This is a genomic window from Subtercola endophyticus (genome assembly GCF_021044565.1).
GTDB classification, from domain to species: Bacteria; Actinomycetota; Actinomycetes; order Actinomycetales; family Microbacteriaceae; genus Subtercola; species Subtercola endophyticus.
In genome coordinates this window covers 2,113,422-2,126,272 of record NZ_CP087997.1, presented here as the reverse complement: position 1 = coordinate 2,126,272, position 12,851 = coordinate 2,113,422, and the positions used below count along the sequence as shown (strand labels likewise).

Here is a 12,851-nt window from a genome sequence, read left to right as displayed (position 1 = left end):
TGCTGATGTTGATGTGCTCAACATGTGAAAATCTACGTTCGGCGCGTTTCGGGCGTGTAACGCGAACATTTCGACGTGTTAAGCCTGGGCGACACGGATTGCAGAATCGGTGCACGAAGCGATTACTGTCTGTCGTGAGGTCTCGAAAGGAGCACCAGATTCCCGCCATCACCGAAGCGCTCGATCTGCAGACGCTGCAACTCGGCGCGGCCATTCGTGCGTCACGGCTCTCGAAGTCGATGACGCTGGTCGAATTGGCGCGGCTGTCGAACCTCTCGCATCCGTTTCTCTCGCAGCTGGAGCGGGGGCACGCGCGGCCGAGCATGACGTCGCTCGAGCGCATCGCGCGGGCGCTTGAAACCAGCCAGCTCGACCTGCTCGCCGGTGCGGCAGAGAGTGGCGTGGGGGTCGGTGGTGCGGGCGCCGGCGGCACGGTTGCTGGTTCGCCGTCTGCTACGGCCGGGGTCGAGTCGACGGCATCGACGCTGATTCGAGCCGCCGAGGGCACCCGCGGGCCGTATGCCGAGGGGCAGGGGCGGCTGCTGGTGGATGCCCGGGCGAAGTTTCAGCCCATGGAGTTCTGCGGGCAGAACCAGACCTTCGGCGATTTCTACCGGCACGCCGAAGACGAGTTCATCACCGTGATCGACGGAGAGATCGTGGTCGATCTCGACGAGGCGGGGCTGAATACGCTGGCCGCCGGCGACTCGTTGTATTTCGTCGGCGGAACCGCGCACCGCTGGCGGTCGGCGACGCCGAGTCCGTACCGGCTGCTGATCGTGAAGCAGCGCTTCACGCCGGGGCAGAACGGCGTGCCCGCGCGGGTGACGCTCTGGAGCAAGGCGGAGACGGCGGCCACGTTCGCTCCGGCGACGTCGTTCGAGACGGTGCCCGCGGACGAGACGGTGCCGGCGGACGAGTGGTCGCCAGCGGTCGAGACGCCGCCGTCGTTCGAGACGGTGCCCGCAGTGGGCATCGGGCACCGACGCGCCGAATGAATCTGAAATGAGCCTGTTGTGACCGTGCATCCACTCGCCGACTTCGACGCCGTCGTGACAGAGCTCTCTGTCGTCGCCGACGACGTGGTACTCGTGACCGTCGCTCGACCGGACGGCAGCGACCTGCCGGAATGGCTGCCGGGCGCGCACATCGATCTGGTGTTGCAGCCCGGGCTGGAACGGCAGTACTCGCTCTGCTCGGATCCGGCGGATCGTTCTGCGTGGAAGGTCGCCGTGCTGCGTGAGCCGAGCGGCCGGGGCGGGTCGGAATTCGTTCACGGGTCGCTATCGATCGGTTCGTCGGTGCATGTGCGGGGGCCGCTGAATCACTTCGAGTTCGTTGCGGCACCCGCGTATCTGTTCGTCGCCGGGGGCATCGGCATCACGCCGCTGCTGCCGATGATCGCTGCCGCCGAAGCTGCCGGGGCGGAGTGGTCGCTCGCGTACGCGGGGCGCTCGCACGGATCGATGGCGTTCGCCGCCGAGCTCAAGTCCGAGCATCCGGAGCGCGTCACGATCTATGCCGGCGACGCGGGTGAACGCCTGGCGCTGCCCACGTTGTTCGCTGCCGTGACGCCCTCGACACTCGTGTACAGCTGCGGGCCGGCCCGGCTGCTGGATGCCGCACTCGCGCTCGCGGATTCGCTGCCGTCTGGCGCGCTGCACCTCGAGCGGTTCGAGGCCGTCGCCGCCGGCGAGCCGGTGTTCGCCGACTCGTTCGAGGTCGAACTCGAGCTGAGCGGAATGACCCTGACGGTTCCGCCCGAGAAGAGCATTCTCGAGGTCGCCGAGGAGGCGGGCGTGCTTGTGCTGTCGTCGTGCCGCGAGGGAACCTGTGGCACGTGCGAGACGCCCGTCGTGTCGGGCGAGATCGACCACCGCGACTCGGTGCTGACGCCCGAGGAGCAAGAAGCGAACGACACGATGATGATCTGCGTTTCACGTGCCGCGTGCCCGCGGCTCGTTCTGGATCTATAGGTGCGCCGCCGCCTCTGGGCCCACGCCGGCCCGAGGCTCCGCGTGCCGCTCGCGGCGCGCGGAGTGGCCCGGTGGGGACGGCGCACATTGCGACTGGCCGTTCATGCCACTGTTCTGGCCGCTACTCTCGCAGAACGCGACGAGCGCGGTCGCCGCGTTCTGCCGATCTCGCATGGCGTAGGAGCCCGGGGGCGCTAGTGGGCACCTTTTTTCGGCGGATGCGCGTCAGTGGGCGGAATGTTTGCGACGAGAGGCGAGGAGGTCTTCGAGGGCGGTCGTGACGGTGCGCTCGTCGGCGGAGACGAGGCGGTAGTCGCGCACGACGACGCGGCCCGCCACGATGACGTGTTTCGGGCGACGACCGGGGTTCGCCCAGAGCAGGCCGGCCACGGGGTCGGCGACGGCGGCGTCGGCGACCCCGGAGACGTCCCAGACGCAGACGTCGGCCGCGTCGCCCAGAGTGAGCGAGCCGAGTTCGGGGCGTCCGAGGCCGAGCGCAGAGCCCTTCGTCGCCATACTGAGCGCCTCGCGCGCCGGTATCGGCGGGCCGACGAGAGGGGCGACCTGCATGGCGAGCCGAGCATCCGCCAGCAGGTGACCGGCATCGTTGCTGCCGCCGCCGCTGGTGCCGAGACCCATGGTGACGCCTGCCGCGCGCAGGGCCGCGACAGGCGCGATTCCCCAGCCCATCGGCAGGTCGCAGGCGGGTGCGTGTGTGCCGGTGACGCCGGCGGCGGCGAGGCGCGCAATCTCGTCGGGCGTGACGGCGCAGAGGTGGGCGACCGTGACGTCGGGCGCGAGCCATCCCCATTCTTCGAGCAGGTCGATCGGCCGTCTGCCGTACTTTTCGAGGGCGATCACCACGTCGACCTGTTCGTTCGCCTGGGTGCGGCGGCGCAACCCGTATTTCGCCGCAACCTCGCCGAGCAGCGCGAAGGTTTCGGGGCTGTCGCTGTGCACTCCGGCCGGGCCGACCGCCACCTGGAGCAGACCGTCGGCACGGATGCCCTGGGGCGCCCCGGCGACCAGCGCGCCGACGATCGCCTCGGCTGAGGCGGCGGCGAGTTCGGCATCGTCTCGTGCCGAACCGCGCACGAACACGAGGCGCGCGCCGAGCTCTTCTGCGGCAGCGGCGGTGCCGCTCGCGATGGCGACCGAGTCCTCGACGCCGGCGGTGCCCCAGTTGAGATGATGGTCGGCGATGGTGGTGACGCCGCTGAGCAGCCCTTCTGCGAGCCCGGCTCGGGCAGCGGTGAAGGCGAGTTCGGCGTCTATGCCGACTTCGGCATAAACCGCAGCCATGGTGGGCAGCCACGTGGCCATCGGTACACCCCGAGTGCCAGGCAGGGTGCGAAAAGCGGTCTGCATCAAGTGGTGATGGGCGTTCACGAGACCGGGGGTCACGACGCAGCCCGAGGCGTCGATCACCTCGAGTTGCGGGTCGGCGGCACCCCGGGCATCCGGTTCGGTCACCACCCCGGCGTCGAGGAACAAGTCACCGGCGTATTCTGTGGTTTCATCGATGAACGTGGTCACGGCGCCGCGGATGGTGAGCATGAATGAGTTCTAACATGCTTTTGTGTCAGGCTGATGTCGCCGATTTCGACAGGGAGGGAAACGGATGATCGAGCTCGCCGCCACGCTGCTGCCCCGCCTCGACGCCGGGCATCGGCTCGCCCTCGCAACTGTGACGCGCATCAACGGCAGCGCTCCGCGCACCCTCGGAACCGCCATGGCCGTCGACGATGACGGCGCCGTGATCGGCAGTATTTCGGGCGGCTGCGTCGAGGGCGCGGTGTACGAAGCCTGCCGTGAAGTTCTTCGAACCGGTGAGGCGTCGCGGCAGGAGTTCGGCTACTCCGACGACGATGCGTTCGCCGTGGGGCTCGCGTGCGGAGGGCGAATCGAGGTTGTGGTGCAGCGGCTTTCGCCGGGCGCGGGATGGTCGGCGAGCCCGTTGCGGGCCGAGTTCGTTGCGGCGGCGGCCGGTCTGCCGGCGGGCGTGGCGCTGATCGTGGGCGGCAGCGCATTCGGGGTTGCGCTCGCGGCGGGTGACGACCTTGGGCCGGGCGGGCTGGTGGGCGCAGGTGCGAACGCTCTCGGCGCCGACAGCATTCGGCGGCTTCAGGGCGAGCTCGCGGCGCGCATCTCGGGCGGTCGCGGTGGGCTCGCTGTCGTGGACTGCGAAGACGGGCCCGTCGAGGCGTTGTTCGTGGTGGCGGCGTCGGCGCCGCGAATGATCATCTTCGGAGCGGTCGACTTCTCCGCGGCTCTTGCGAACGCGTCGGCGCTGCTCGGCTATCGCGTCACCATCTGCGACGCGCGCCCCGTCTTCGCGACCGCCGAACGATTTCCCGCGGCGAGCGAGGTCGTGGTCGAGTGGCCGTCGGAGTATCTTGCGCGCACCGAGATCGACTCCCGCACGGTGGTCTGTGTTCTGACACACGACGACAAGTTCGACATTCCGTTGCTCGAAGTAGCCCTCGGAATGCCGATCGCGTACGTGGGAGCGATGGGTTCCCGTCGTACTCACGCTCGCCGGCTTGCGGCGCTGCGCCAGACGGTGCCTGCCGAGGCGCTCGAGCGGCTGCATTCGCCGATCGGCCTCGATATCGGGGCGAGTACTCCCGAAGAGACTGCTGTGTCGATTCTTGCGGAGGTGCTGGCGGTGAAGAATGCGGCGACCGGGGGGCTCTTGAGGCACGCCAGCGGGCCGATTCATCGCACGACGGCTGCCCGCGAGCCGCTACATGCCGAAAGCGGCATATAGCACGTCAGCCCTCAAGCGACGTTTGTCTGGGCCAGCGAACGCAACTAGGGCCTCAGTCGGCGGGCAGCTGCACGGCGTCGATCGCAACCGCATCGGCCGGCTGCAGCAGGCGCCACACACGATCGCGGGAGAGCGGCAACTCGTACGGTCGTACGCCGATGGCTCGGCGAATGGCGTTTGCGAGCGCCGGAGCGACCGGGTTGAAGGGCGATTCGCTCATCGACTTCGCGCCGTAGGGCCCGAGGTCGTCGGCCGTCGAGGTGAAGTAGACCTCGGTGAGGGGCACGTCGGCCATCTGCGGCAGGTGATAACTACGCAGCACGGAAGTGGTCACCACACCTTCGTCAACGATGATCTCTTCGTACATCGAGGTTCCGATGCCCTGTGCAACTCCGCCTTCGACCTGACCGCGGCACTGTTCGGGGTTCATCACGAAGCCGGCGTCGGCGGCCTGCACCGACTGCAGAATGCGCACCTCGCCGGTGTCGGTGTTCACCGCGACCCGAAAGGCCTGCACGTTGAACGCGATCGAGCGGTGGTCTCCGGCATGGTGTCCGGTGGCGGTGATGCCGGCGAGCTCGGCTTCGGCAGAGGCGACACCTTCGGTGATGGCGATGCTGGTGACGGCGTCGAGTTCCGCGAGCGGGGAAGGGAGCGCAGCGGGGAGCGCACCGGGTGCGTCCGAAACGCGAGCGGCTGCGGTCGCGGCCCGGGCCGCGGCGGCACCAGCGGCTGCCACCTCGGTGAGCGGCAGGAGCCGGTTGTGGGTGCGCAGGCCGTCGGGCGCGAGCATCCATTTGTCTGCCGGAACGCCCGTCAAGACCTCAGCGGTCTCGCGCAGTTTTTCGGCCAGGGCAGTCGCTGCGGCGAGCACCGCCCGGCCCGCGACCACGGTTCCGGCCGAGCCGAAGGCTCCGGTGTCGTAGGGCACCGCGTCGGTGTCGGACTGGCGGATGCGCAGCAGCTCGGGTGAGGTGCCCAGGGTCTCGGCGGCGATCTGTGCGTGCACGGTCGACGTGCCGTTGCCGAACTCGGCGGTGCCGAAGTTGAGGTCGTAGACGCCGTCGAGGGCGAGCGTCACCGACGCCTCGGCGAAGTGCCCGCGTGGTGGGATGGTGGCGATCATGGCTGCGGCGACGCCCTCGCCGATCTTCCACACGTCGCCCTGCGGCGCTCCCACGCCGTTTCCGCGGCGCAGCGCCGACTCGGCGAGGTCGAAGCACTGGTCGAGCCCGTAGCTTCCGGCGAACGAAAGGTCGTCGCCCTCCACGTGCGTTACGACGAGCGGATCGTCGGCGCGCACGGCGTTGATGCGCCGCAACTCGAAGGGATCCATGCCGAGGGCGAGGGCCAGATCATCCATCGCCGACTCGACGCCGAAGATCACCTGGCCGAGGCCGTAGCCCCGAAATGCACCCGAGGGCATGTTGTTCGTGTACACACACTCGGCGTTGACGCGCTTGTTCGGTGCGTTGTAGATGCTGATCGACTCGCCGCAGGCGTGGAACATCGTGCCCGGCCCGTGGTTTCCGTACGCGCCCGTATCGCTGAGCATCGTGAGGTCGATGGCGGTGAGTCGCCCGTCGGCCGTGGCGCCCAGGGTGACGGTCGATCGCATGGGGTGACGACACGGCACCACGGTGAGTTCGTCGGTGCGGGTCATCTCGTACTGAACGGGCCGGCCGGTCTTCAGAACCGCGAGGGCGACGAGGTCTTCGGTCTGAATCTCTTGCTTGCTGCCGAAACCTCCGCCGACCCGCGCCGTGTAGACCCGGATGCGCTCGATGTCGATGTCGAGAATGCGCGAGAGTTCTTTCTGCACGAGGAACGGCACCTGCGAACTGGTGCGCAGCACGAGGCGTGCGTCGGCGTCGAGCCAGCCGATGGCGCCGTGCGTTTCGAGGGCGCTGGCCGAGATGCGCTGGGTCTGCCAGGTTCCGGTGACGGTGACATCGGCGCGAGCAAGTCCCTCGGCGATGCTGCCGTACTCGCCGCGCATCTCGGCGACGAGGTTGCTCGAGGGGTCGGCGATGCGCGACGCTGCGGCGTCTTTCTCGGCGTGCAGCAGCGGTGCACCGGCTTCGCGGGCGCGCGCGGGGTCGAAGTTCGCGGGCAGCACGTCGTACTGAACGTCGAGCAGGCGGCAGGCGGCCTCGGCGATGCCTACGGATTCGGCGACGACGAACGCAACCCGCTGGCCCACGAAACGCACGACCTCATCGAGGATGAGGGTGTCGTCGGGGTCGTCGGTGCGGTTCTCGTGGCGGGCGCTCGAGAAGAGGGTCTTCGGCACATCGGCGTGGGTGAAGACGGCGACCACGCCCGGCAGGGCTTCGGCCGCTGCGGTGTCGATCGACACGATTCGCGCGTGGGCGTGCGGGCTGCGCAACACCACGAGGTGCAGCAGCCCGGCGACGGCGATGTCGAGGGTGTACGGCTCCCTTCCGCTGACGATGCGCGAGCCGGCCGGCGACTTCTGCGAGCGGCCGACCGAGCGGATGCCCGTGGTGGTCGGCAGCGTTCGCTCGAGCACTGCCGTGCCGCCGCCGTGTGCGTGGGGCTGTGTGTGCGGCACGGGGCCTGCGCCCGGCGCGGGGGCGCCGCGCGATCCGGACGGCGTATGGCCGGCGGCACCCGTCGCGGAGATGGTCGTGCCATCGGCATCGTCGTCGCCATCGTCGTCGCGGGGATCGGCTGGAAGAGATGAGCTCACCACATTCGCGACGCCGGCCAGGGCGTCGTGAATCGCGCGGTAACCGGTGCAGCGGCAGAGGTTCCCTTTGAACATGCGCGGCAGATCATCCACGTCGTGACCCTCGAGGGTCGATGCCGTGACGACCATCCCCGCGGTGCAGAAGCCGCACTGGAACCCCGCGGCGTTCACGAAGTGCTGTTGCACCGGGCTCAGATCGTCGGGCGTGCCGAGGCCTGCGACCGTGGTGACCTCACGGCCGTCGGCGCGGTACGCGGGAAAGACGCAGGAGTGCACCGGCGTGCCGTCGACGAGCACCGAGCACGCACCGCAGTCGCCGGTATCGCAGCCCTTCTTGACCTCGAAGTGCTCATTGTCGCGCAGAAAGGTGCGCAGTACTTGCCCGGGGCGCGGGGTCTTCTCGAGCGGCAAACCGTTCACCCTGAAAGTCATGCGAGCTCCTGTCGGATTTCTTCTGCGAGAACGGTGCTCACGGTGCGGCGCCAGTCCGCGGCGCCGTGCGGATCGGTGAACCAGGCCTCGATGGCGAGCACATCGTCGCGAAGTGTTGCGGCGTCTGGGGGATCCGGGTAGCGCAGCTGAATCGGGCGTACTGTTCCGCCGCTGACGGTCAGAACGAAGGTCTCGTCGGCGGCGCGCCGACCGAGCAGCACGAGGCCGGAGCGGCCGAGAGGAGAGAGAGCGATCTTGCGCGAGGCGACTCGCGATTGCAGGGAGTCGAGCGGGATGGTAACGGAACGCAGAATGTCGCCCGTAGCGAGGGCGTTCGACTTGTTGCCGGTGACGAACTCGGTCACGGGCATCCGTTCGTCGGAGCCGTCGGCGCGCCAGACGAGGGCTATTCCGTCGAGGCCGGCGGTCAGAGAGGTCATGGGGCCGGCCGGAAGTGAGGCGGAGATGTTGCCGCCGACGGTGGCGACGTTCCAGACTTTGAACGAGCCGAGCAGGTACGTGCAGCACTCGAAGAAGACATGGTGCGCCTGCCAGCCGAGCTGAGCAGGCAGGCGCGAGAGCTCGGCGAGGGTGCAGGTGGCGGCGATCTCGAGGCCTTCGGACGTGACCGTGAGCGAGGGCCAGCCGAACGTCATCAGGTCGACGAGGCCCGTGAGATGGGCCTGCGGTTCGCCGAAGAGGGCTGATCCGCCGGCGAAAGGTGCGACGGTTGGGCCGAGGGCGCTCAGATCGGCGCGGCTGCGGGCCAGCCTGACGTCGGTGACAGTATTCAGATCCACGCTGCAAGTAGACACCATGAACGTGTCGGGCGTGTAACGGCTCGCGCCGGGGTGGGGTGGGGTGGGGCGAGGCGTGGTGGAGTAGGGCGAGGCGGGGTGGGGTGGAGTAGGGCGAGGCGGGGTGAGGCGAGGCGGGGTGGGGTGGGGTGAGGCGAGGCGGGGTGGGGTGGGGTGAGGCGGGGTGGAGTAGGGCGAGGCGGGGTGAGGTGAGGTGAGGCGAGGCGGGGTGGAGTAGGGCGAGGCGGGGTGGGGTGGAGTAGGGCGAGGCGGGGTGGGGTGGAGTAGGGCGAGGCGGGGTGGGGTGGAGTAGGGCGAGGTGGGGTGAGGCGAGGCGGGGTGGCGTGGGGCGGGGCGAGGCGGGGTGGCGTGGGGCGGGGCGAGGCGGGGTGGCGTGGGGCCGGGCCGGGCGGGGAGACCGGGGCGGGGTGGGGAGCCGTTTCGCGCCCGCTCGCAGCTTTTCGGCTGCCCACGTGATCGGCTGCGCGTGCGAGTGCGACCTTTTGGGTCGAGAGGGACAAGCGCGCAGGCTCATCTCGTCCGCATGTGTCGCTCTGGCGGTGTGCGGCGCGGCGTGCGGCGACTCGGGCTGGGGCGGCGGCGGATGGGGGTGTGGGGTGCCGGTGCTCTGGGGAGCACTGACCGGTTCGGTGGTGCCGTTGTGGGGGTGTCGGGTGCCGCTGCTCCTAGGTGGCGCCGACCCACTCGGTGGTGCCATCGGTGAACCACTGCTCTTTCCAGATGGGAACCCGCGACTTCACCTCGTCGATGAGTTGAGCGCAGGCGGCGAAGGCTTGAGCGCGGTGGGCGCTCGCGACCGCGGCGGCGAGGGCGATGTCACCGACGCCCAGCTCGCCCACGCGGTGTGCCACGGCGATGCGGGTGCCGGGGTGGGAGGCGGCCACCTCTTCGGCGACCTGGCGCATGACTTCGTCGGCTGTGGGATGCCCGGAATAGCTCAGTCGCAGCACTCCGCGCCCGTGGTCGTGATCGCGCACGATGCCACTGAAGGTGACGACGGCGCCGGAGTGGTCAGACGTGACGTTGTCGACGCACCACTCGATCGTGATCGGAGTCTCACTCACGAAGGCGAACGCCACTTCGGCGGGAGCGCTGGCGTCGTCGAGCGCGAAGGTGCCTTCGATTCCCTCGACGGTGCGCCGGGGCTCGACGTCACTGCCCCGCGCGACGTCACGGCCCCGCGCGACGGTGCGGTCGGGACTGACGGTGCGGTCGGGACTGACGGTGCGGTCGGGACTGACGGTGCGGTCGGGACTGACGGTGCGGTCGGGACTGACGGTGCGGTCGGGACTGACGGTGCGGTCGGGACTGACGGTGCGGTCGGGACTGACGGTGCGGTCGGGACTGACGGTGCGCTCGGGACTGACGCCGGTGTGCTCGGGAGCGGCGCCGGTGTGCTCGGGAGCGGCGCCGGTGTGCTTGGGAGCGACGAGGGTGCGCTCGGGGGCGACGGTGCGCTCGGGGGCGACGGCGCTGCGCTCGGGTTGCGCGCCGGAGGGCGTGCTGTCGGAGTCGTCAAAGCGGTCGGCGTCGTGAGCGCGATGGGCGGGAGCGTCGTCGCGGGTAGTGTCAGCGGGCATGATCGCCGCCTCTCAGCTGGTCGATCATGTGGTCGAGCACCTCGTCGAGCAGACCGAGACCGTCTTTCACGCCGCCCGTCGAACCGGGCAGATTGATGACGATCGTCGAGCCCGACACTCCCGCGATTCCCCGCGAGAGAAGTGCGCTCGCGACCTTCAGAGAACCCCGGCGGCGCAGTTCTTCGGCGAACCCCGGAATCTCATAGTCGAGCAGCGTGCGGGTCTGGTCGGGGGTGCGGTCGCCCGGGTGGATGCCCGTTCCGCCACTGGTGAGCACGAGGTCGGGCCGCGCGGCGAGCAGTGTGGCCAGCTCGGTGGAGACCCCGGGGCCGTCGGCGATGACGTGGTGGCCCTGCACCGACCATCCGCGGGCCGTCAGCCAGTCGACGATGAGCGGACCCGTCAGATCGTCGTAGACGCCAGCCGCTGCGCGGGTCGACACGATGAGCACCGCCGCCGTCAGTGTCTTCTGTTGATCGAGTGTCTTTCGTGCATCCGGAGTCATTCGTGCACCCAGTCGCCGCTCTTGCCGCCGGTCTTCTCGAGCACGCGGAGGTCGGTGATCTGCGCATGTTTGTCGACGGCTTTGATCATGTCGTAGAGCGTGAGGGCGGCTACCGAGGCGGCGGTAAGCGCCTCCATCTCGACGCCGGTGACCCCGGTGGTCTTGACGCTTGTGAGAATGACGACCCGGTCGTCGTGCGTCTCGAAATCGACGGTGGCTCCCGAGAGCGGAAGCGGGTGGCAGAGCGGGATGAGAGACGAGGTCTGTTTGGCGCCCATGATGCCGGCGATGCGGGCAGTGGCCAGAGCTTCGCCCTTCGGCAGGTCTCCCGCAACGAGCAGCGCGATGACGTCTGGACGGGTGATCAGTGTTGCCGTGGCGCGGGCGGTGCGCTTCGTGACGGGCTTGTCGCTGACATCGACCATGAGCACGGCGCCGTCGGGACGTTCGTGCGTGAGCTGCGGGGCCTGCGAGTGCGACGCGCCGTGCGACGCGTGAGCGCCGTGCGGATGCGCGACAGGCTGTGGCGGTGCAGACTCCGATTGCGCAATGTGTGTGACGAGGGTTGGTTCGTGGTCAGTCATCGATTCTCCACACCATGACGGGGTCGCCGGCGTCGAGGTGCTCGACGTCTGCGGGAATATGAACGAGGGCGTTCGACGAGGCGTACGAGTGCAGCAGATGCGAACTGGGCCCGCCGACGAATGCGACGGTGCCGTCTTCGTGCACGAAACCGCGACGCACCTGGTGCACACCCGCGGGAGAGTCGACTGGCTCCGCGATCATCGCAACCTCGCGCACCCGCTCGGCCGGTTCCGCGTGGGCCAGTCGGCGGAGGGCCGGGCGCACGAACATCTCGAACGAAACCAAGGCGCTCACGGGGTTTCCCGGAAGCGTCAGCACAGGCAGAGTGACGCTTCGCGCGGCACCGGGTGGAGCAGGGCTGGGCAGCACGTCGCGCACTGAAGTGTTGCCCGAATCGGCGCCGTCGGGCGAGTCAGCACCAGGCCGAGCGTCGGGGGGTATTTCGAGCGGAATTGTGGCGAGCCCGAAACCCTGCGGCCCACCGGGCTGCATAGCCACCTTGCCGAACTGCACCCCGAGCGGGCCGAGCGCGTCGCGCACGACCTCGCGGGCACCGGCGCTGACTCCGCCGATCGTAATCACCAGGTCTACCTGCTCAGCGTGCTGGCTCAGGATGCCCAGCAGCACGTCGGCGTCATCGGATCGGCACGGCACGGCGGTCACCACGCACCCGGCGTCGGCGAGCGCGAGGCTGAGCGAGACGCTGTTCGAGTCGAAGATCTGGCCCGGCTGCAGGGTGCTGCCGGCGTCGCGGATTTCGTGGCCGGTCGAGATGAGCAGCACGCGCAAGCGGCGCAGCACTTCGACTTCGGTGAGCCCGGTGCCGGCGATCACGCCGAGTTGCGCCGGGCCGAGCAGGCTTTCGGCCCGTAGCAGCAGGTCGCCGCGCGTGACGTCGCTGCCGGCCCGGCGCACGAAGGTGCCGGGAACGACAGGTTCGACGAAATCGACGGTGAGGGGAGCGCGCCGGGCGGCTGTCTCAGGCGCGTGCAGGTGCTGAAACCGCGGCGGAACCGCTTGCTCGATGGGAACGATTGCGTCGGCGCCGGGCGGAACCGGCGCGCCCGTCATGATGGGGGCCGCCGTTCCGGGAACGAGTGCCGATGCGTCGTCGCCGGCCGCGATCTGGGCGGCAATCGCCAGCGTCACAGGCTCGCTCGGTGAGGCCGTGACGAGGTCGAACCAGCTGACGGCGTAGCCGTCCATCTGCGAATTGTCGAAGGTCGGCAGGTCTGCGGGAGCTATGAGGTCTGCCGCGAGAAGGCGGTTTCGGTAGTCGCCGGGTCGGGCAGCGAGGGCCGCTGCGGTGACGGCGAGGGTTTCGATCGCGCTTTTTTCGGCGAGCGGGGCGAGCAGGGCATCCACTGCCTCACGATGGTCGTTGACGCTTCGCCTGGTGCTCACACGGTCAATACTGCCACGGGCTCGGGAGCTGCAGTCGGTGGGCCGAGGAACGCTGTCTGCTGTTAAAT

10 protein-coding genes are annotated in these 12,851 nt (G+C 69.1%); 3 read left to right on the top strand and 7 right to left on the bottom strand.

The features are described from left to right. Positions 1 to 134 precede the first annotated feature (134 nt). Positions 135 to 998: a helix-turn-helix domain-containing protein gene (locus LQ955_RS09940; RefSeq protein ID WP_231027989.1), complete on the top strand. Its 864-nt coding sequence runs from the start codon at positions 135 to 137 to the stop codon at positions 996 to 998. A gap of 18 nt (positions 999 to 1,016) precedes the next feature. Further along, on the top strand, positions 1,017 to 1,976 hold the full coding sequence (locus LQ955_RS09935; protein WP_231027988.1) for a PDR/VanB family oxidoreductase: 960 nt from the start codon (positions 1,017 to 1,019) through the stop codon (positions 1,974 to 1,976). Positions 1,977 to 2,201: 225 nt separating this feature from the next. Here LQ955_RS09935 and LQ955_RS09930 read toward each other — a convergent pair whose 3' ends face one another. After that, a complete protein-coding gene (locus LQ955_RS09930) occupies positions 2,202 to 3,533 on the bottom strand; it encodes an amidohydrolase family protein (RefSeq protein ID WP_231027987.1) in 1,332 nt (443 codons plus the stop codon). A gap of 64 nt (positions 3,534 to 3,597) precedes the next feature. Between LQ955_RS09930 and LQ955_RS09925 the strand changes: the two genes are divergently transcribed. Further along, entirely contained in the window at positions 3,598 to 4,746 is a 1,149-nt protein-coding gene (locus tag LQ955_RS09925) for an XdhC family protein (RefSeq protein ID WP_231027986.1), read from the top strand. 52 nt (positions 4,747 to 4,798) lie between these two features. Here the strand turns inward: LQ955_RS09925 and LQ955_RS09920 are convergent, their stop codons facing one another. The 6 genes from LQ955_RS09920 to LQ955_RS09895 all read right to left on the bottom strand — a co-directional run bounded on the left by LQ955_RS09920 (position 4,799) and on the right by LQ955_RS09895 (position 12,783). After that, positions 4,799 to 7,891: a molybdopterin-dependent oxidoreductase gene (locus LQ955_RS09920; protein WP_231027985.1), complete on the bottom strand. Its 3,093-nt coding sequence runs from the start codon at positions 7,889 to 7,891 to the stop codon at positions 4,799 to 4,801. Continuing rightward, on the bottom strand, positions 7,888 to 8,691 hold the full coding sequence (locus tag LQ955_RS09915) for an FAD binding domain-containing protein (protein WP_231027984.1): 804 nt from the start codon (positions 8,689 to 8,691) through the stop codon (positions 7,888 to 7,890). The genes LQ955_RS09920 and LQ955_RS09915 overlap by 4 nt, the downstream gene beginning before the upstream one ends. Before the next feature lie 683 nt (positions 8,692 to 9,374). Beyond that, a complete protein-coding gene (locus tag LQ955_RS20195) occupies positions 9,375 to 10,289 on the bottom strand; it encodes a molybdenum cofactor biosynthesis protein MoaE (RefSeq protein WP_390623464.1) in 915 nt (304 codons plus the stop codon). Continuing rightward, positions 10,279 to 10,794: a MogA/MoaB family molybdenum cofactor biosynthesis protein gene (locus LQ955_RS09905; protein ID WP_231027983.1), complete on the bottom strand. Its 516-nt coding sequence runs from the start codon at positions 10,792 to 10,794 to the stop codon at positions 10,279 to 10,281. Before LQ955_RS09905 ends, LQ955_RS20195 begins: the two co-directional genes overlap by 11 nt. Continuing rightward, on the bottom strand, positions 10,791 to 11,378 hold the full coding sequence (gene moaC, locus LQ955_RS09900; RefSeq protein ID WP_304961688.1) for a cyclic pyranopterin monophosphate synthase MoaC: 588 nt from the start codon (positions 11,376 to 11,378) through the stop codon (positions 10,791 to 10,793). Before moaC ends, LQ955_RS09905 begins: the two co-directional genes overlap by 4 nt. After that, positions 11,371 to 12,783 carry a molybdopterin molybdotransferase MoeA gene (locus LQ955_RS09895; protein ID WP_231027982.1) on the bottom strand — a complete coding sequence of 471 codons (1,413 nt, stop codon included), beginning with the start codon at positions 12,781 to 12,783 and terminating at the stop codon, positions 11,371 to 11,373. Before LQ955_RS09895 ends, moaC begins: the two co-directional genes overlap by 8 nt. Positions 12,784 to 12,851 lie beyond the last annotated feature (68 nt).

What these genes read in the sequence shown, in the direction of transcription:
- LQ955_RS09905 (WP_231027983.1), bottom strand. Translation starts at nt 10,794, where the DNA reads ATGACTCCGGATGCACGAAAGACACTCGATCAACAGAAGACACTGACG.
- LQ955_RS20195 (WP_390623464.1), bottom strand. Translation starts at nt 10,289, where the DNA reads ATGCCCGCTGACACTACCCGCGACGACGCTCCCGCCCATCGCGCTCAC.
- LQ955_RS09925 (WP_231027986.1), top strand. Translation starts at nt 3,598, where the DNA reads ATGATCGAGCTCGCCGCCACGCTGCTGCCCCGCCTCGACGCCGGGCAT.
- LQ955_RS09920 (WP_231027985.1), bottom strand. Translation starts at nt 7,891, where the DNA reads ATGACTTTCAGGGTGAACGGTTTGCCGCTCGAGAAGACCCCGCGCCCC.
- moaC (WP_304961688.1), bottom strand. Translation starts at nt 11,378, where the DNA reads ATGACTGACCACGAACCAACCCTCGTCACACACATTGCGCAATCGGAG.
- LQ955_RS09930 (WP_231027987.1), bottom strand. Translation starts at nt 3,533, where the DNA reads ATGCTCACCATCCGCGGCGCCGTGACCACGTTCATCGATGAAACCACA.